Annotated in this window: 17 protein-coding genes and 1 pseudogene; 13 read left to right on the top strand and 5 right to left on the bottom strand. The window is 70.6% G+C overall.

Features of this window, described 5'->3' with window-relative positions; translation table 11 throughout:
• The coding region (locus AC2H6A_RS09885) for a dihydroxy-acid dehydratase (protein WP_484273030.1) at positions 1-1,174 on the bottom strand (1,174 nt) is incomplete at its 3' end.
• 161 nt (positions 1,175-1,335) lie between these two features.
• Here AC2H6A_RS09885 and pilB point away from each other — a divergent pair.
• The 6 genes from pilB (at position 1,336) to AC2H6A_RS09855 (ending at position 7,004) form a co-directional block, all read left to right on the top strand.
• A complete protein-coding gene (gene pilB, locus AC2H6A_RS09880; protein WP_484273027.1) occupies positions 1,336-3,069 on the top strand; it encodes a type IV-A pilus assembly ATPase PilB in 1,734 nt (577 codons plus the stop codon).
• Positions 3,070-3,088: 19 nt separating this feature from the next.
• Positions 3,089-4,312, top strand: a complete 1,224-nt coding sequence (locus AC2H6A_RS09875) for a type II secretion system F family protein (protein WP_484273024.1) — start codon at positions 3,089-3,091, stop codon at positions 4,310-4,312.
• A gap of 51 nt (positions 4,313-4,363) precedes the next feature.
• The gene (locus AC2H6A_RS09870; protein ID WP_484273019.1) at positions 4,364-5,215 is read left to right on the top strand and encodes a prepilin peptidase; all 852 of its coding nucleotides are present in this window, start codon (positions 4,364-4,366) and stop codon (positions 5,213-5,215) included.
• A 90-nt stretch (positions 5,216-5,305) separates the two neighbouring features.
• Positions 5,306-5,899, top strand: a complete 594-nt coding sequence (gene coaE / locus AC2H6A_RS09865; RefSeq protein ID WP_484273033.1) for a dephospho-CoA kinase — start codon at positions 5,306-5,308, stop codon at positions 5,897-5,899.
• Positions 5,900-6,019: 120 nt separating this feature from the next.
• Positions 6,020-6,775 (top strand): cell division protein ZapD, encoded by a 756-nt coding sequence (gene zapD / locus AC2H6A_RS09860; RefSeq protein ID WP_484273017.1) that lies wholly within the window; start codon positions 6,020-6,022, stop codon positions 6,773-6,775.
• Positions 6,776-6,785: 10 nt separating this feature from the next.
• Positions 6,786-7,004: a DNA gyrase inhibitor YacG gene (locus AC2H6A_RS09855; RefSeq protein WP_484273016.1), complete on the top strand. Its 219-nt coding sequence runs from the start codon at positions 6,786-6,788 to the stop codon at positions 7,002-7,004.
• A gap of 17 nt (positions 7,005-7,021) precedes the next feature.
• On the opposite strand, the gene AC2H6A_RS09850 is transcribed toward AC2H6A_RS09855, so the two are convergent.
• From AC2H6A_RS09850 to argJ, 3 genes are read right to left on the bottom strand one after another with little or no spacing between them, the layout of a single operon-like run.
• Complete coding sequence (locus AC2H6A_RS09850; RefSeq protein WP_484273015.1) at positions 7,022-7,936, bottom strand: NUDIX domain-containing protein; 915 nt, start codon at positions 7,934-7,936, stop codon at positions 7,022-7,024.
• A 36-nt stretch (positions 7,937-7,972) separates the two neighbouring features.
• A complete protein-coding gene (locus AC2H6A_RS09845) occupies positions 7,973-8,866 on the bottom strand; it encodes an ATP-binding protein (protein WP_484273012.1) in 894 nt (297 codons plus the stop codon).
• Positions 8,867-8,878: 12 nt separating this feature from the next.
• Positions 8,879-10,111, bottom strand: a complete 1,233-nt coding sequence (argJ, locus tag AC2H6A_RS09840) for a bifunctional glutamate N-acetyltransferase/amino-acid acetyltransferase ArgJ (RefSeq protein WP_484273010.1) — start codon at positions 10,109-10,111, stop codon at positions 8,879-8,881.
• 95 nt (positions 10,112-10,206) lie between these two features.
• Here argJ and AC2H6A_RS09835 point away from each other — a divergent pair, with 95 nt between their 5' ends.
• Positions 10,207-11,373 carry a patatin-like phospholipase family protein gene (locus AC2H6A_RS09835; RefSeq protein ID WP_484273008.1) on the top strand — a complete coding sequence of 389 codons (1,167 nt, stop codon included), beginning with the start codon at positions 10,207-10,209 and terminating at the stop codon, positions 11,371-11,373.
• Positions 11,374-11,376: 3 nt separating this feature from the next.
• Here AC2H6A_RS09835 and AC2H6A_RS09830 read toward each other — a convergent pair whose 3' ends face one another.
• The gene (locus tag AC2H6A_RS09830; protein ID WP_484273006.1) at positions 11,377-12,294 is read right to left on the bottom strand and encodes a 5'-nucleotidase; all 918 of its coding nucleotides are present in this window, start codon (positions 12,292-12,294) and stop codon (positions 11,377-11,379) included.
• 59 nt (positions 12,295-12,353) lie between these two features.
• On the opposite strand from AC2H6A_RS09830, the gene AC2H6A_RS09825 reads away from it, so the two are divergent.
• From AC2H6A_RS09825 to AC2H6A_RS09800, 6 genes and pseudogenes are all read left to right on the top strand, one after another.
• Entirely contained in the window at positions 12,354-13,769 is a 1,416-nt protein-coding gene (locus AC2H6A_RS09825; RefSeq protein WP_484273004.1) for a bifunctional enoyl-CoA hydratase/phosphate acetyltransferase, read from the top strand.
• On the top strand, positions 13,766-14,983 hold the full coding sequence (locus AC2H6A_RS09820) for an acetate/propionate family kinase (RefSeq protein WP_484273002.1): 1,218 nt from the start codon (positions 13,766-13,768) through the stop codon (positions 14,981-14,983). The genes AC2H6A_RS09825 and AC2H6A_RS09820 overlap by 4 nt, the downstream gene beginning before the upstream one ends.
• A gap of 96 nt (positions 14,984-15,079) precedes the next feature.
• The gene (ychF, locus tag AC2H6A_RS09815; RefSeq protein WP_484273000.1) at positions 15,080-16,174 is read left to right on the top strand and encodes a redox-regulated ATPase YchF; all 1,095 of its coding nucleotides are present in this window, start codon (positions 15,080-15,082) and stop codon (positions 16,172-16,174) included.
• 403 nt (positions 16,175-16,577) lie between these two features.
• Positions 16,578-16,869: pseudogene (locus tag AC2H6A_RS09810) on the top strand (tyrosine-type recombinase/integrase); the annotation flags it as partial.
• A gap of 203 nt (positions 16,870-17,072) precedes the next feature.
• Positions 17,073-17,423 (top strand): HigA family addiction module antitoxin, encoded by a 351-nt coding sequence (locus tag AC2H6A_RS09805; protein WP_484272998.1) that lies wholly within the window; start codon positions 17,073-17,075, stop codon positions 17,421-17,423.
• A 5-nt stretch (positions 17,424-17,428) separates the two neighbouring features.
• Positions 17,429-18,173 (top strand): AlbA family DNA-binding domain-containing protein (locus AC2H6A_RS09800; RefSeq protein WP_484272996.1); only part of this gene is annotated, 745 nt, incomplete at its 3' end.

Raw genomic sequence — 18,173 nt, 5'->3', positions numbered from 1 at the left:
TGAGCACCGCAAAGCCGGCCTGGGGCAGCAGGGGCTGGTCGTAGGCCCGGATGACATCGCGGTTGCGCACCGGCGTGTCGGCATAGCACTCGGCGATGGTACGACCGGACACGTTGAGCGCATTGCCGTGCAGCTTGCCGGCGCGCAGCAGTTCGTTCATGACCCCCGGCACGCCGCCGGCGCGATGGAACTCCTCGCCGAGATACTGGCCGGCCGGCATCAGGTTGACCAGCAGGGGCACCTCGTAGCCGATGCGGTCCCAGTCGGTGATGTCGAGGGCCACCCCCATGTGGCGGGCAATGGCGGTGACATGCGGCGGGCAGTTGGTGGAGGCGCCCAGGGCGCTCGAGGCGACGATCGCGTTCTCGAAGGCCTCACGGGTGAGGATGCGCGAGGGACGCAGGTCTTCATGAACCATCTCGACGATGCGCCGGCCGGTGGCGTAGGCCATCTGGGCGCGCTCGCGGTAGGGCCCGGGGATGGCGGCGCAGCCGGGCAGGGACATGCCCAGCGCCTCGGCCACGCTGTTCATGGACAGGGCCGTGCCCATGGTGTTGCAGTGGCCTACCGAGGGAGCCGAGGAGGCGACCATCTCGAGGAACTGGTCATAGTCGATCCGGCCGGCGGCGAGCTCCTGGCGGGCGTGCCAGACCACGGTGCCGGAGCCGGCCAGGCCGTTGTTGTAGTACCCGTTGAGCATCGGCCCGCCCGACAGCACGATGGCCGGGATGTCGACCGTGGCCGCCCCCATGAGCATGGCCGGGGTGGTCTTGTCGCATCCGGTGGTGAGCACCACGCCGTCGAGGTGGTATCCGTAGAGCACCTCTACCAGCGAGAGGTAGGCGAGGTTGCGGTCCAGCGCCGCCGTGGGGCGCTTGCCGGTCTCCTGGATGGGATGCACCGGGAATTCCAGGGGGATGCCGCCGGCATCACGGATGCCGTCGCGCACCCGGCGGGCCAGCTCGAGATGGTGCCGGTTGCAGGGCGCGATGTCGCTGCCGGTCTGGGCGATGCCGATCACCGGCTTGCCGCTGTTGCGCAGTTCGTCGAGCGTGAGGCCGTAGTTCATCATGCGCTCGAGGTAGAGCGCGGTCATGCCCGGATTGTCGGGATTGTCGAACCAGGCTCGCGAACGCAGGCGCCGTCCGCCCGGCTTGTCGTGGCTGTTGGCCATGGGTGTCTCCTCCTGTGGCAGTCTTTCGGGCAAGTGTAGCAACCGGGCCGTTCATCCGGACGCCAGCGGCCGTTTGTCCTCCCGGCAATCATCGCGGCTTACCCCGGCCCCGATTGCCGCGCATCATGAACTTCCTGCGCCAGAAGCCCCGCCCATCCGCCATGGCCCCACCCCCCAATCAGACCGCAACCGAGACCGTCTCGCTGGCCGGCATCGGTCGCGCGCTGGTCCAGCACCGGCTGCTCGAAGCCGATCGCGCGCTGGCCATCCAGCGCAAGGCAGACGCCGCCAAGGTCCGGTTCATCGACGAGCTGATCGGCTCGGGCGGGTTCCCGGCGCCCGACCTCGCCCGCTTCGCCGCCGAGACCTTCGGCCACCCGCTGCTCGATGTGGCGGCCCTCGATCTCGGTGCGCTGCCGGCCGACCTGATCGACCCCAAGCTCGCCAGCGAGACCCGGGTGATCGCGCTGTGCCGGCGCGGCACCCGCCTGTCGGTGGCGCTGTCGGACCCCACCGACATCGAGACCCTCGACCGCATCAAGTTCCAGACCCAGTGCACCCTCGATCCGGTGGTGATCGAGCACGACAAGCTGGTCCGGATGCTGGAAGGCCGCAACCGGAGCGACAGCCAGCAGCTCGCCGAGTTCACTTCGGACATGCTCGACGAGGATCTGGCCAAGCTCGAGCCCGAACCGACCGCCGCGGTGGTGGAGACCGGCGCCGAGGTCGACGATGCGCCGATCGTGCGATTCCTGCAGAAGGTGCTGATCGACGCGATCGAGAGCGGCGCGTCCGACATCCACTTCGAGCCCTTCGAGAAGTTCTACCGCATCCGACTGCGGATCGACGGCGAGTTGCGGGAGTTCGCCCAGCCCCCCATGGCGATCAAGGAGAAGCTGGCCTCGCGGATCAAGGTCATCTCGCGGCTGGACATCTCCGAGAAGCGCGTGCCGCAGGACGGCCGCATGAAGCTCGCCCTCAGCCCCACCCGCGCGATCGATTTCCGGGTCTCGACGCTGCCCACGCTCTTCGGCGAGAAGATCGTGATGCGGATTCTCGATCCGTCGTCGGCCAAGCTGGGCATCGACGCCCTGGGCTACGACCCCGACCAGAAGGAGCACCTGCTCAAGGCGGTCTCCCGGCCCTACGGCATGGTGCTGGTCACCGGGCCCACCGGCTCGGGCAAGACGGTGTCGCTCTACACCTGCCTGAACATCCTGAACCAGCCCGGGGTGAACATCTCCACCGCCGAAGACCCTGCGGAGATCAACCTGCCGGGCGTCAACCAGGTGAATGTCAACGACAAGGCCGGGCTGAGCTTCTCGGTGGCACTCAAGGCCTTCCTGCGCCAGGACCCCGACGTGATCATGGTCGGCGAGATCCGCGACCTGGAGACCGCCGACATCTCCATCAAGGCCGCGCAGACCGGCCACATGGTGCTCTCCACGCTGCACACCAACGACGCGCCCACCACCCTCACCCGGCTGATGAACATGGGCGTGGCGCCCTTCAACATCGCCTCCTCGGTGATCCTGATCACCGCGCAGCGGCTGGCGCGGCGGCTGTGCACCTGCAAGCAGCCGCTGGACATCGACGAGTACGGCCTGCTGCAGGTGGGCTACCGCGAGGACGACCTTGATGGCAGCTGGGTGCCCTTCCGGCCGGTGGGCTGCGAGCGCTGCAAGGGCAGCGGCTACAAGGGCCGGGTGGGCATCTATCAGGTCATGCCGATCTCGGAGGAGATCCAGCGGATCATCCTGTCGAATGGCAACGCCATGCAGATCGCCGAGCAGGCCCGGCGCGAGGGCGTCAATGACCTGCGCCGAAGCGGCCTGATCAAGGTCCGCCAGGGGCTGACCTCGATCGAGGAAGTCCTGGGCGTGACCAACGAATAGCCGGGACGGGACACACACCATGGCAGGCAAGGCGGTGGCGGCAGCGCCGGTCAAGCAGTTCACCTACCTCTGGGAAGGCCGCGACCGCGCCGGTCGCACCGTGCGCGGCGAGATGCGTGCCGGGGGTGTGGCGGTGGTCAACACCACCCTGCGCCGGCAGGGGGTGATGGTCACCAAGGTCAAGAAGCGCAGCTATTCGCGCGGCCGCAAGGTGACCGAGAAGGACATCACGCTGTTCACCCGCCAGCTGGCCACCATGATGCGCGCCGGGGTGCCGCTGCTGCAGGCCTTCGACATCGTGGCCAAGGGCACCGAGAACGGCTCGGTGGCGCGGCTGTTCACCGAAATCAAGTCCGATGTGGAAACCGGCACGGCGCTCTCGGAGGCCTTCCGCCGCTACCCGCTGTACTTCGACGACCTGTTCTGCAACCTGGTGGGCGCGGGCGAGCAGGCCGGCATCCTCGATGATCTCCTGGAGCGGCTGGCGCTCTACAAGGAGAAGATGCAGGCCCTCAAGGGCAAGATCAAGTCGGCCCTGTTCTACCCTTGCGCGGTGATGGGCGTGGCGGCGATCGTGGTCACGATCATCATGCTGTTCGTGATCCCCGCCTTCAAGAGCGTCTTCGAGGGATTCGGCGCCAGCCTGCCCGCACCCACGCTGATGGTGATCGCGATGTCCGATCTCGTGGTCGCCTACTGGTGGCTGATCTTCGGCATCCTGTTCGCCGGCATCTATTTTCTCCTCCAGAGCTGGCGCCGATCGGCGGCGGTGCAGATCGCCGTCGACCGGGCCCTGCTGCGCCTGCCGATCCTGGGCGAGGTGATCCGCAAGGCCTCGATCGCGCGCTGGCTGCGCACCCTGTCGACCATGTTCGCCGCCGGTGTGCCGCTGGTGGAGGCGCTCGACTCGGTGGGCGGCGCCTCGGGCAACCATGTCTACCTGACCGCCACCCGCAAGATCCAGGGCGAGGTCTCCACCGGCACCAGCCTGACCGTGGCCATGCAGAACGCCAATGTCTTCCCGAACATGGTCATGCAGATGGCCTCGATCGGCGAGGAATCCGGCTCGCTCGATGACATGCTCGGCAAGTCGGCCGACATCTACGAGCGCGAGGTCGACGAGGCGGTCGCCAGCCTCTCCAGCCTGCTCGAGCCGATCATCATGGCCTTCCTGGGGGTGGTGATCGGCGGACTGGTGGTCGCCATGTACCTGCCGATCTTCAAGATGGGCCAGGTGGTCTGAGCCCGGCAGCGCTCGCGGCCCTTGCGGGCCTCTTTCCCGATCAGGCCCTGCATGACCGAACTGCTTCTGACATCGCCCGCCGCCGCCGTGGCCCTCGCTGCGCTGCTGGGGCTGCTGGTGGGCAGCTTCCTCAATGTGGTGATCCACCGCGTGCCGATCATGCTGGAGCGGGAGTGGGCAAGTCAGGCCGCCGAGATGCGCGGCGAGACGCCGCCCGAGCAGCCGGTCTACAACCTGGTGCTGCCGCGCTCGGCCTGTCCGGCCTGCGGCCACCGGATCACCGCGCTCGAGAACATCCCGGTGCTGAGCTGGCTGGTGCTGCGCGGGCGCTGCTCGGCCTGTGCCAGCCCGATCCCGATGCGTTATCCGCTGGTGGAACTCGCCACCGCGGTCCTGAGCGGGCTGGCGGTCTGGCATCTCGGTGCGGGCGCCGCCGGCATCGCAGCACTGCTGCTGACCTGGACGCTGATCGCGCTCACAGGCATCGACCTGGACACCCAGCTGCTGCCCGACAACCTCACGCTGCCGCTGCTGTGGGCAGGGCTGGCGGTGAATCTCGCCGGGGTGTTCGTGCCACTGGAGTCGGCCGTGATCGGCGCGATGGCCGGCTACGGCAGCCTGTGGGCGGTGTACTGGCTGTTCAAGCTCGCCACCGGCAAGGAAGGCATGGGTTACGGCGACTTCAAGCTGCTCGGTGCGCTGGGCGCCTGGTTCGGCTGGCAGGCGCTGCCCGGGATGATTCTGCTCTCGTCGCTGGTGGGTGCCCTGGTGGGCATCGGGCTGATCGTGTTCGCCCGCCACGGCCGCGAAGTGCCGATTCCATTCGGCCCCTACCTGGCGGGCGCGGGACTGCTCACCTTGTACTTCGGCAAGCCGATCGCTGCATACTTGGGGCTGTCCTGATCAGACTGGCGTGCCCCGTTGAGCGACCCAGCCCCCTCCCCCGTTCCCGGCTCCCATCCCGGCCCCGCTGACGGCGGCCGCAGACCTCCTCTGGTCGTCGGACTGACCGGCGGCATCGGCAGCGGCAAGACCACAGTGGCCAACCACTTCGCCGAGCTCGGCGTGACGCTGGTCGACACCGACCTGATCGCGCACCAGCTCACCGGGCCGGGCGGCATGGCCATGCCGGCCATCCAGGCGGCATTCGGCGCAGCGGTCATCGCGGCCGACGGTCGCCTGGACCGCGCGGCCATGCGCCAGCTCGCGTTCAGCGATCCGGCCGCCCGACGCCGTCTGGAAGCCATCCTGCATCCGCTGATCCGCCAGGAGAGCGAGCGCCAGCTCGGCCTGGCCACCAGCCCGTACGCCATCCTCGTCGTGCCCCTGCTGGTCGAGGGCGGCAAACCGCGCGAGCGCGCGCAGCGGGTGCTGGTGGTGGACTGCCGGCCTCAGACCCAGATCGAGCGGGTCATGAAGCGCAACAGCCTGCCACGCGAGCAGGTCGAGGCCATCCTGGCGGCGCAAGCCACCCGCGAGCAGCGGCTGGCCGCGGCCGATGACCTGATCGACAACGACGGCGCGCCCGACACGCTGGCGCAGCGGGTGCGGGCCCTCCACGAGCGCTACCTCGCCCTGCTTGCCTGAGCCCGGCCGGCGGAAATCCCGACCTGAGCGCCACGAAGGGTCGGGGTTTGTCATTCCCCCGCGATTGCGCCAGAATCGCCCGGCTTGCGGGGTGGCCCGCAGTCCAGCCGGCCAGACGGTTTGATCCTCTACGAATTCCCCCTGAACGAACGGGTCCGGACGCTGCTGCGCCTGGAGTCGCTGTTCGGGCGGTTCGACCGGTTTGCCACCCGCGACGAAGCCCAGGATCACCACATCGCACTGGTCACGCTGTTCGATGTCCTGGAGGTCGCGTCGCGCGCCGACCTGAAATCCGATCTGCTCCAGGAGCTCGACCGGCAGCGGCACGCCCTGATCCCCCTGCGCAGCAACCCTGATGTCTCCACCGACGCCCTGGACCAGGTGCTCGGCCAGATCGAGGCCGCCTGGACCAGCCTGAACGCCGTGGCCGGCAAGTCCGGGCAGCACCTGCGCGAGAACGAGTGGCTGATGAGCATCCGCAGCCGGACCGGCATCGCGGGGGGCGCCTGCGAATTCGACCTGCCCTCGTATCACGCCTGGCAGCACCGTCAGGCCGAAGTCCGGCGCCGGGACATCGCCACCTGGGCCGCGCCGCTGCGGCCGCTGCAGGACAGCCTGCGCATCGTGCTGCGCCTGCTGCGCGAAAGTGCCCACCACAGCGTGCAGACCGCCCGCCAGGGCAGCTTCCAGCAGCCGCTCGGCGGCAAGACCTACCAGATGGTGCGGGTGCGGCTCGATCCCGCCACCGGCGCCATCCCCGAGATCAGCGCCAATCGCTACCTGATCTGGATCCGCTTCACCCTGCAGGACGGCGATCTGCGCCCGCGTGCGCTCGACAGCGATGTCGATTTCGAACTCGCCCTGTGCAATCTCTGAGCCGCCGCGCATGACCACGGGCAACCGCGAATCCGACCGCGTGGTGGCCTGCCCGGCCGGCCGTCGCCCGGCGGTCTTCTCGCCCGCCAATCGCTGGCGCCCGTTCTGCTCGGAGCGGTGCAAGACCGGCGATCTCGGCGCCTGGGCGAGCGGCGCCTATGTGATCGATGGCGAACCGCTGGATGATGACGGGCCCACCGGCCAGTCACCCGGGGCGCCGCTGAGCTGAGCCCCGGGCCTGCGGGCTCAGGGCGGGCCGGTACCGACCTGAGCCAGCCCGTGCGCGCCGGCTTCGATCGCGGGACGCAACGCGGCGTCGGCCGCGCCGGCCGACACCCGGTACACCGGCAGGCGCGGCGCGTGCGGCAGACAGGGTGACATCACGAAATCCAGCCCGAGGTCGGCGGCGCGCTCGATCTGGGCTTCGTCCTCGCAGAACGCCGCGCAGCAGGGGGCATCGGGCCTTGCGCTCAGCGCCGAGAGCGCGGCGGGATCGAGCACGACGGCGCCAGTCTCCCGCCACAGCGCCTCGCCCAGCCTCGCAGGCACCAGCAGACGCCCACCCGCCGCGACGAGTTCTGCCGCCGCAGCCCGAGCAGCGCCGATGGCGGCGGCATCCGGCCGCTCCGGCAGCGTGAGCACGGCCAGCGGCGCAGTGACCGGGCCAAGCGCCTGGAGCCCGGCCGCGTCGAGCACGCGGGCGGCAGCCGCGGCCAGCGCGGCAAGCGGCTGACCGGGGGTCCAGGCAGGCATGAATGGGGGCAGACGCAGCCAGGGGAACACCGGCTCGCTCGCCGGCAGCAGCGGCTGCACGGCGGCGCCGGCCCATGGCTGCCAGGCGAAGGCCTGGCCCTCACGCCCGCGCGGCACACCGCCGAGATCGCCCCAGGCCGCAAAAAGGCGCCGGAAGTGCAGACGCACATGGGCGTGGGGATAGACGAACTCGCGCACCAGCCAGGGATGAGACCGGCGCACCGTCAGCCCGAGCTCCTCGTCGAGCTCGCGGGCCAGCGCCGCGGCCACGGTCTCGCCGGGCTCGACCTTGCCGCCCGGGAACTCCCACCAGCCCGCATAGGCCTTGCCCGCCACCCGCTGCCCGAGCAGCACGGTGCCCTCGGCGCCGACGATGACACCGACCGCCACCTCCAGGCGCGGGCTCATGCCGGCGCGTTCGGCCGCGGGTTCATGCCGGCAGGCTCAGGCGCGCTTGCGGCCGCGGCCAGCGTGGCGGCCGGCCCAGTCGCGGGCGAACTGCCAGGCCACCCGACCGGAGCGCGAGCCGCGCTCGAGGGCGAAGCGCAGCGCCTCGGCACGGGCGCGATCGATCTCGGCCGGCGCGCAGCCGAAGCTGGCCAGCCAGTGGGCGACGATGCCGAGGTAGTCGTCCTGACGGAACGGATAGAACGCCACCCACAGGCCGAAGCGCTCCGAGAGCGAGACCTTCTCCTCGACCCGTTCGCCGGGATGGATCTCGCCGTCTTCCTGATGCTTGGCATCGAGATTCTCGGCCATGTACTCCGGCATGAGGTGACGCCGGTTGGAGGTGGCGTAGATCAGCAGGTTCTCGGACTGCGCCGCCACCGAGCCATCGAGCGCCACCTTGAGCGCCTTGTAACCGGCCTCGCCTTCCTCGAAGGAGAGGTCGTCGCAGAACACGATGAAGCGCTCACGGCGGCCAGCCACCAGCTCGACGATGTCGGGCAGGTCGACCAGATCGTCCTTGTCGACCTCGATCAGGCGCAGGCCGCGGGCGCTGTGCTCGTTCAGGCAGGCCTTGATCAGCGAGGACTTGCCGGTGCCGCGCGAGCCGGTGAGCAGGACATTGTTGGCCGGCCGGCCGCGCACGAACTGGCGGGTGTTGCGCTCGATGAGGTCCTTCTGCTCGTCGATGTGATGAAGATCGGCAAGGCGGATGGACGACAGCTGGCGCACCGGCTGCAGCCACGACTGCACGCCCAGACCGGTGGCGCGGCGGCGCCAGCGGAAGGCGACCGAGGCCGACCAGTCGGGCGGGGCCACCGCCGGCATGAGGGTTTCGAGGCGCTCGAGCATCCGCTCGGCGCGCTGGATGAGCTGGTTCAGGTCGGACATCGGCCGCGGATCTCAGGAACGGTAGTCGGCGTTGATGGACACGTAGTCGTGCGAGAGGTCGCAGGTCCACACCGTGGTAGTGGCCGACCCGCGGTTGAGCACCACGCGCACGGTGATCTCGGACTGCTTCATCACCCGCTGGCCCTGCTCCTCACGGTAGTCGGGATGACGCCCGCCCGCGGTGGCCACAGGGACATCGTCCAGGAAGAGATCGACGCGGTCGACATCGAGGTCGTCGATGCCGGCATAGCCGATGGCGCACAGGATGCGCCCGAGGTTGGGGTCGGAGGCGAAGAAGGCGGTCTTGATCAGCGGTGAGTGGGCGATCGCGTAGGCCACCGCCTGCGCCTCGGCCGGGGTGGCGGCGGCCTCGACCTGCACCGAAATGAACTTGGTGGCGCCTTCGCCGTCTCGGACGATGGCCTGCGCAAGCTCGCGGGCCACCTCGACGATCATGGCCTTGAGCGGGGCCGCGCCGGCGTCGTCCTCGGCCGCGATGCGCAGGCCGCCGGCGCCGCTGGCCACCAGCACGAAGGAGTCGTTGGTGGAGGTGTCGCCGTCGACGGTGATGCGGTTGAAGCTGGCATCGGCCGCCTCGCGTACCCAGCGCTGCAGCAGGGCCGGCGGCACCGCCGCGTCGGTGGCGAGGAAGCCGAGCATGGTGGCCATGTTCGGCCGGATCATGCCCGCGCCCTTGGCGATGCCGGTGACCGTGACCGTGGCGCCCGCCACGGTGGCCCGGCGCGAGGCGGCCTTGGGCAGGGTGTCGGTGGTCATGATCGCCTCGGCGGCGTCGGCCCAGCGCGCCTCGGCGAGATCGGCTACGGCCGGGGCCAGACCGGCCACCAGGCGGTCCATGGGCAGCGGCTCCAGGATGACCCCGGTGGAGAACGGCAGCACCTGCGCGGGCTGGCAACCCAGGCGCGCGGCGAGCTCGCGACAGGTGGCACGAGCGTCGGCCAGACCGGGCTGGCCGGTGCCGGCGTTGGCGCAGCCGGTGTTGACCACCAGTGCGCGAATGGCCGCCGCGCCCTCACCGGCGAGATGCTCGCGGCAGACCTGGACCGGCGCCGCACAGAAGCGGTTGCGGGTGAACACGCCGGCCGCGCTGGCGCCCGCGGCAATCTCGACCACCAGCAGGTCGCGGCGGCCGGGCTTGCGGATGCCGGTGCGCGCGGTGCCGATGCGCACACCGGCAACCGGGTGGAGCTCGGCGGGGTCAGGCACACGCAGGTTCACGGCCATGGGCGCATCCTTCCGGGAAAGGTCGTACGATCGAAGACCCGCATTCTACTGGCTGACCGGTTCGTGCCCGGGCAGCGCCCGAGTTGCCTCACGCCGTGCCCGACACCACCGCGACAACCGGACTGATCCTGATGGGCGGCGGCGCGCGAGCCGCCTACCAGGCCGGCGTGCTCGAGGGCCTGGCCGAACTGCTCGAACAGGCCGGCTGGCCGGCCGACCGCAACCCGTTCCCGGTGGTGTGCGGCACCTCGGCCGGCGCGATCAATGCCGCGGCCTACGCGGCTGGCTGCGACAACTGGGCCGAGGCGATCCGGCGCATCGCCGGCCTGTGGCGCACGGTGCAGCCGCAGGACATCTACCGGGTGGACCTGCGCGGCTCGCTGGGCAATGCGGCGCACTGGCTGGGCGCACTGCTTCTGGGCTGGCTGGCACGCACCCGGCCGCGTTCGCTCTTCGACAACAGCCCGCTGCGCGAGCTGCTGGCGCGGGTGATCGACACCGAGCGTCTGGGCCGCTGCCTCGATGACGGCTGCCTGCGCGCGCTGGCGATCACCGCGTCGAGCTACACCTCGGGCCAGCATGTCACCTGGTACGAGACCCGCTCGGCGCTGGCGCCCTGGTACCGCACCCAGCGGCTGGCGGCGCCCACCCGCATCGGCATCGACCACCTGCTCGCCTCGAGCGCGATCCCCTTCGTGTTCCCGGCGGTGCCGCTGCCCATCGACGAGCGCCACGAGTTCTTCGGCGACGGGTCGATGCGGCAGTCGGCGCCGATCAGCCCGGCGATCCACCTCGGGGCCGACCGGCTGGTGGTGATCGGCGCCGGCCGCTTCGAGACCCCGGCCCGCCAGTCCGGGCCGGCGGGCTCGCAGGAGCACTATCCCAGCCTCGCCCAGATCGCCGGCCATGCCATGGCCGGCATCTTCCTCGACGCGCTCTCCGGCGACATCGAGCGGCTGAGCCGCGTCAACCGCACCCTGGCCGCGCTCGCGCCGCAGGCCGATGGCGCGGCGGGGCTTCGCCACATCGAGCCGCTGGTGATCTCGCCGAGCCAGCGCCTGGACACGCTGGCCGCGCCGCATGTGCGCGAGCTGCCGCGCAACATCCGCGTGCTGCTGCGGCTGATCGGCGCCACCGACACGCGCGGCGCGGCGCTGAGCTCCTACCTGCTGTTCGTGCCGGGCTACACCGGCCGGCTGGTGGCGCTGGGCCGGGCCGATGCGCTGGCGCGCAAGGCCGATGTGCTGCGCTTTTTCGGCTGAGGCTCAGCCGGGCTGATTGGCGATGCCCGAGGGCACATGGCCGGTGGGCCCGGCCTGCGCCGCCGACTCGCAGTGCCGGGTCTGGTCGTCGAAAAAGAAGTCGGGCTCGAACTCGCGCAGGAACGGGCCCTTGTCGAGCCCGCCGAGGAACATCGCCTCGTCCACCTCCAGGCCCCAGTCCATGAGGGTGCGGATCGCGCGCTCATGCGCCGGCGCGCTGCGTGCGGTGACCAGCGCGGTGCGGATGCGCATGCCGGCGCGGCTGCCGGCGCGCTGCAGGCCGTGCAGCGCCTCGAGCAGCGGCATGAACGGCCCCGAGGGCAGCGGCCGCGCGGCGTGGGTCTCCTCGTGGCGCTGGAAGGCATCGAGCCCGTCGCGCTGATAGACCTGCTCCGACTCGTCGGAGAACAGCACCGCATCGCCGTCGAAGGCGATGCGCACCTCGTCGGGATGCGACTCGGACGCCTTCACCGAATCGGGGAACACGCGGGCAGCCGGGAAGCCGGCCTCGAGCGCAGCACGTACATCGTCGCCATTGGCCGACAGGAAGAGGTTCGCCTTGAGCGGCACCAGATACGGCCAGGGCGTGCGACCGCGGGTGAACACGCCGCGCTCCAGCCGCAGGCCCGCCTGGCGCGCCGAGCGGAACACCCGCAGACCGCTCACCGGGTCATTGCGCGACACCACCACCACCTCGACCCGGCGCTCGGGCTCGGGCGTGTCGGGCGCATCAAAGGCCAGCAGCTTGCGCACCAGGGCGCCGGCCACGCCCGGGGCGGCCGGGCGCTCGAGGCGCTCGCGCTGCAGGGCCATGTAGGCGGCATCGTCGTCGCGTTCGAAGACCCGGTTCTCCTCCTCGAAGTCGAAGACCGCCCGAGACGAGATCGCCACCACCAGCTTGCCATCGAGCGACACCGGCATTTCGCTGCCTCCTGGAACACCGCACGGAACCGTTGCCATCCGATGATAGCCTTCCCCTCATGGCGATCGAGAACCGGCTGTTCGACGAGCTGGCCGTGGGCGACAGCGCCCGCGCGAGCCGGGTGTGCACCGCGCAGGACCTGCGGGCCTTCGCGCTCGCCGGCGGCAGCCCGGTGGCGCTGCCCGCCGCCGGCGCCGGCGCCGCGCCCGGTGCCCACGACACGCTGGCGCCCGCAGGCTGGATCGGCGAACAGATCGCCCGGTTGATCGCCACCCGCCTGCCCGGTCCGGGCGCGCGGCTGCGGGCGCACTCGCTGGCGTATCACCGGCCGGTGGCGGTGGGCGACGAGCTGCGCTTCGAACTGCGGCTGCTCGAGAAGCGCGCGCCGGCGCTGCTGGTTCTGCAGACCCTGGTGAGCTCATCGGCCGGCGAGCCGGTGGCCGAAGGCCTGGCCGAGGTGATCGCCGCCGACACCCGCCAGTCGCTGGCCGGGGGCGCCCCGCCCGAGGTGCTGGTGCACCGGCATGGCCACGGCCAGCGGCTGCTGGCCGCCTGCGCGGCGCTGCCGCCGCTGGCCACCGCGGTGGCCATGCCGCACGACCTGCCCTCGCTGGAGGGCGCGCTGCTCGCGGCCGAGGCCGGCCTCATCACGCCCATCCTGGTCGGCGATCCGGCGCGCATCGCCGAGCTGGCGCATGCCGCCGGCCGGTCGCTCGCCGGCGTGGCCATCGTCAGCGCCGATTCGGCGGCGGCCTGCGCGCAGCGATCGGTCGCGCTGTGCGCCGAAGGGCGCGCCGCGGCCATCCTGAAGGGCTCGCTGCACTCCGACACACTGATGGCGGCGGTGGTGGCGCGCGAGGCCGGGCTGCGCACGGCGCGGCGCATGAGCCATGTGTTCCTCATGGATGTGCCCGGCGTGGACCATCCGCTCTTCATCTCGGATGCCGCGATCAACATCGCGCCCGACCTCGCCACCAAGGCCGACATCGTGCGCAATGCCATCGACCTCGCCCGCGCCTGCGGGCTGGCGCAGCCCCGGGTGGCGGTGCTCTCCGCGGTCGAGACCGTGAACCCCGACATCCCGTCCACGCTGGACGCGGCCATCCTGGCCAAGATGGCCGAGCGCGGCCAGATCAGCGGCGGCCTGGTCGACGGGCCGCTCGCCATGGACAACGCGGTGGACGCGGGCGCGGCGCGCGCCAAGGGCATCGACTCGCCGGTGGCCGGGCGGGCCGAGGTGCTGATCGCCCCCGATCTGGAAGCCGGCAACCTGATCGCCAAGGAGCTTAGCTTTCTCGCCCATGCCGAGTCGGCCGGGCTGGTGCTGGGCGCGCGGGTGCCGGTGATGCTCACCAGCCGCGCCGACCCGGCGCGCGCGCGGCTGCTCTCCTGCGCGCTGGCGGTGCTGCTGCAGCACTGGCAGGCCACCGGCGCCAGCGCGCTGCCTGCCGCCGGCGCATCCGCCACGCCGTGAGCCTGCTCACGCTCAACGCCGGCTCCTCGTCGCTGAAGTTCGCGCTCTTCGACGACGCCGGCGCCGCGCCCCGGCAGCTGCTCGCCGGCCAGATCGCCGGGCTGGACGCGCAGCCGAGGCTCGAGCTTGCGCCCGCAGGGAGGCCGCGCACGCGCGAGCCGCTTGTCAGCCAGGGGCCGCAGGCGGTGCGCGACCTCGACACCGCGCTTGCCCGGGTGCTCGCCGGTCTGCCGGTGTGGGCCCCCGGCCGCGCGGTGCGCGCCGTGGGGCATCGGGTGGTGCACGGCGGCCCGGGCTTCGCCGCCCCGGTGGTGGTGGACGAGGCGGTGCTGGCGGCGCTCGAGCGGCTCGGCCCGCTTGCGCCGCTGCACCAGCCCTTCAACCTCGCCGGCATCCGCGCGGCGCGCGAACGGTTTCCGCAAGCGTTGCAGCTTGCCTGCTTCGACACCGCCTTCCACCACGGGCATCCGCCCGAGCATGATGCCTATGCCCTGCCCCGCGAACTGCATGCCGCCGGCGTGCGTCGCTACGGCTTCCACGGGCTCTCCTACGAGTACATCGCGCGGCGCCTGGCCGAGCTCGATCCGCCCGCGGCGGCCGGGCGCACGGTGGTGGCGCACCTGGGCAGCGGCGCCTCGGCCTGCGCGCTGCGCGCGGGCCGGTCGCTCGCCTCGACCATGGGCTTCAGCGCGCTCGACGGCCTGCCCATGGGCACGCGGCCCGGCCACCTCGACCCGGGCGTGCTGCTGTGGCTGATGGCCGAGCGCGGCATGGATGCGGCCGCGCTCACCGACCTGCTCTACCGGCGCAGCGGCCTCAAGGGTCTGAGCGGGCTGAGCGCCGACATGCGCAGCCTGCGCGAGAGCGACCTGCCCCAGGCCCGGGAGGCGATCGCGCACTTCGTGGCGCGCCTGCGCGAGGCGGTGGGCGCGCTGGCCGCAGCGCTCGGCGGGCTCGATGCGCTGGTGTTCACCGGCGGGATCGGCGAGCACGACCCGCTCACCCGCGCCGAGACGGTGGAGGGCCTGGCCTTCCTGGGGCTGCGGATCGAGCCGATGGCCAACGCCGCGCAGGGCGCGGGCAGCCAGGGCCTGATCAGCCCGGCCGGGGCGCCGGTGCGGGTCTGGGTGATCCCCACCGACGAGGAGGCAGTCATCGCCGGGCATCTCGCGGCCGCGCTCGCCGCCGCTGCCGCGCCGCCCACGCGCGATTGACGCCCGCGCGGCCGGCCCTGCCAGGCGCGCCAGTACAATTCGCTTCTTGCCGGGCAGCCCTCGCCTTGCCGCGGCCCGTCCCCAAGGAAACGCGCCATGTCTCTCCAGTGCGGCATCGTCGGCCTGCCCAATGTCGGCAAGTCCACCCTGTTCAACGCCCTCACCAAGGCCGGCATCGCGGCCGAGAACTACCCGTTCTGCACCATCGAGCCCAATGTCGGCATCGTCGAGGTGCCCGACCCGCGGCTCGATCTGCTCGCCGGCATCGTCAAGCCGCAGAAACTGCTGCATGCCACCGTGGAGTTCGTCGACATCGCCGGTCTGGTGGCCGGGGCCTCCAAGGGTGAAGGTCTGGGCAACCAGTTCCTTGCCAACATCCGCGAGACCGACGCGATCGTGCATGTGGTGCGCTGCTTCGAGGACGGCAATGTGATCCATGTGAGCGGCCGGATCGACCCGCTCTCCGACATCGAGGTGATCGACACCGAACTGGCGCTGGCCGACATGGCCACGGTGGACAAGGCGCTGGTGCGCTACGGCAAGGTGGCGCGCGCCGGCGGCGACAAGGAGGCGGCGCGCCTGGTGGCGGTGCTGGAGAAGTGCCAGGCCGTGCTCGATCAGGCGCGGCCGGTGCGCTCGCTCGATCTCTACGACGAGGAAAAGGCGCTGCTCAAGCCGCTGTGCCTGATCACCGCCAAGCCGACCATGTACGTGGCCAATGTGAAGGAAGGCGGATTCGAGAACAATCCGCACCTGGAGGCGGTGCGCGCCCATGCGCAGGCCACCGGGGCGATCGTGGTGCCGGTATGTGCGGCGGTGGAAGCCGAGATCGCGGACATGCCCGACGAGGACAAGGCGGTGTTCCTCGAAGACATGGGCATGGACGAGCCCGGCCTGAACCGTGTGATCCGGGCCGCCTTCAAGCTGCTGGGTCTGCAGACCTACTTCACCGCCGGCCCGAAGGAGGTGCGGGCCTGGACGGTGCGCATCGGCGCCACCGCGCCGCAGGCCGCAGGCGTGATCCACACCGACTTCGAGAAGGGATTCATCCGCGCCGAGACCATCGCCTTCGACGACTTCATCGCCTGCAAGGGCGAGGCCGGCGCCAAGGAGAAGGGCAAGATGCGGCTGGAAGGCAAGGAGTATGTGGTGCACGACGGGGATGTCATGCACTTCCGGTTCAACGTCTGACGGTCAGGGGGAATTCCGGCGGTTCTTGCGGGCCTCCTTCAGAGCATCAAGTTCCTGATTTTCCTAGGATCACAGGTCAGGTCGGCGCCATCCGTTGCCGTTGCCAGCCAATCCGAAAGTGAGTGGCGTCGCGGGTACGGACCGTTCGCCACCCCGACAATCGGTGGGTACGGTCGCCAACCCTTCGAGGCGCCCATGCTCACCGATACCCAGTGCCGCGCGGCCCGTTCGCGAGAGAAGGCCTGCACGCTCGCTGACGGCGGCCGCTTCACGCTGGCCAAGGCCCGCGACTGGCTGACCATGAAAAGCTGGGAGGAGACCACCACCGGCGCCCGCAGGAACGGGCAGAGCGTCGCCGTCGAGGCCAAGCGCAGCATGACCGGCGGGTTGCTCGATGCAGCGGCGCATCGCGGCCGAGCGCATGAAGCAGCGCAAGGCACCATGCAGTGCCGTTGCCCCGGCAGGCGGTCGAGATGCTGCGGGCGCTGCACGGAAGCACCCGGCTCAACGAGATGGGTTACCGGCCCGACTGGATCGAGCGCCAGCTCGCGCATGTGGAGCCCAACGCGGTGCGACGCACCTACAACCACGCCGAGTATCTGACCGACCGCGCGGTGATGATGCAGCGCTGGGCGGATCTGCTGGATGAGTGGGAGAAGGTGGCTAGGGAGGCCAGGCAGACCACCACCGGCTGACCCACCGAGGGGCGTCGCTTCTTGTTATAGCCTGCCTATCGCAGGAAACGCGGGCCACTCCATGTTGCAGGCAGCCTGCATGACAGACGTCGGCTAATGACCGCGGCACTTCGCTCGCCGCCGGCGATGCCATCCGTTACGATATCCGTAAATATTCAACAGGCGTCGATCCGGCCTCGGCCGACATCGTCAGCAGCCTTCCCATGACATCTTCCCTCGCACGCACTCCGATCCACCCCGGCACGCACCTGGCCGAACGGCTGGCGGCGCTGGACATGAGCGCTGCCGAGTTGGGTCGGCGTATCGCGGTACCCACCAACCGCATCACCGGCATTCTGAACGGCCAGCGGGGCATCACCGGCGACACGGCGCTGCGGCTGGGCCACTTCTTCGGTACCAGCCCCGAGCTCTGGCTGAATCTGCAGGCGGTGTACGACCTGCGCGTGGCGGAACGAAAACTCGGACCGGCCTTGCGAAAGCTGCCGACGCTGTCCGATCGCGAGCCGTCGGGGCGCTCGCCGTCCAGGCTCATCGCGCGGGAAGACACGCCGTGAACGGGATGGGCGCCTCCGTCGAGATGGTCCGGGCCTGCGCCGCCGCCGGTGAATCCGCCGCGCTCGAATTCAAGAAATCCACCGCCGAAAAGGACTGCGCTTGCAGAACCCTCTGCGCCTTCGCCAACGGTCAAGGTGGTCGAGTGCTGTTCGGCATCACACCAGCGGGAAAGGTCGCGGGTCAGACGGTCACCGACCGCACTCTGGAAGAACTGGCGCGGGAGTTCCAGGGCTTCGAGCCGCCCCTGTTTCCATCGGTCGAGCGCGTAAGCATCGACGATGGCCACGCGGTGTTGGTGCTCACCGCGCCTCGCGCGGCGCGCGCGCCTGTCGCCTTTCGCGGCGTGGCCTATGAGCGGGTGCTGAACACCACCCGCACGATGCCGCGCGAGACCTACCAGCGTCTGCTGCTGGAGGAGATGCACGCGACCGAGCGCTGGGAGAACCGGCCTGCTGCCGACTGGGATGTCAGTCGCCTGGACCGGCGCGAGATGGTGCTGACGCTGGAGGAGTCCATCCGCCGCGGCAGGGTGGACGACCCGGGTACGCGCGAGCCGCTGGAGCTCCTGCGCGGGCTGGGCCTGCTGGTCGATGGCGACAAGGTCTCGCGGGCGGCGGTCGTGCTTTTCTGCGCCGACGATGCGCCACTGCCAGACTTCTCGCAGTTGTTGCTCAAGGTAGCCCGCTTCAAGGGCACGACGCGCGACGAGTTCCTGGATAACCGCCAGTTTCACGGCAATGCCTTTTCGC

Source organism: Quisquiliibacterium sp. (assembly GCF_982640115.1).
Note: the sequence above shows the minus strand (reverse complement) of the source record. Positions and strands in the feature narration are given on the sequence as shown.

Bases quoted from the DNA above. Each gene is read 5' to 3' on its own strand.
- argJ (WP_484273010.1), bottom strand. From the start codon at position 10,111: ATGGCCGTGAACCTGCGTGTGCCTGACCCCGCCGAGCTCCACCCGGTT.
- AC2H6A_RS09805 (WP_484272998.1), top strand. From the start codon at position 17,073: ATGACATCTTCCCTCGCACGCACTCCGATCCACCCCGGCACGCACCTG.
- AC2H6A_RS09870 (WP_484273019.1), top strand. From the start codon at position 4,364: ATGACCGAACTGCTTCTGACATCGCCCGCCGCCGCCGTGGCCCTCGCT.
- AC2H6A_RS09830 (WP_484273006.1), bottom strand. From the start codon at position 12,294: ATGCCGGTGTCGCTCGATGGCAAGCTGGTGGTGGCGATCTCGTCTCGG.
- AC2H6A_RS09845 (WP_484273012.1), bottom strand. From the start codon at position 8,866: ATGTCCGACCTGAACCAGCTCATCCAGCGCGCCGAGCGGATGCTCGAG.
- AC2H6A_RS09855 (WP_484273016.1), top strand. From the start codon at position 6,786: ATGACCACGGGCAACCGCGAATCCGACCGCGTGGTGGCCTGCCCGGCC.
- ychF (WP_484273000.1), top strand. From the start codon at position 15,080: ATGTCTCTCCAGTGCGGCATCGTCGGCCTGCCCAATGTCGGCAAGTCC.
- AC2H6A_RS09875 (WP_484273024.1), top strand. From the start codon at position 3,089: ATGGCAGGCAAGGCGGTGGCGGCAGCGCCGGTCAAGCAGTTCACCTAC.
- pilB (WP_484273027.1), top strand. From the start codon at position 1,336: ATGGCCCCACCCCCCAATCAGACCGCAACCGAGACCGTCTCGCTGGCC.
- AC2H6A_RS09850 (WP_484273015.1), bottom strand. From the start codon at position 7,936: ATGAGCCCGCGCCTGGAGGTGGCGGTCGGTGTCATCGTCGGCGCCGAG.
- AC2H6A_RS09825 (WP_484273004.1), top strand. From the start codon at position 12,354: ATGGCGATCGAGAACCGGCTGTTCGACGAGCTGGCCGTGGGCGACAGC.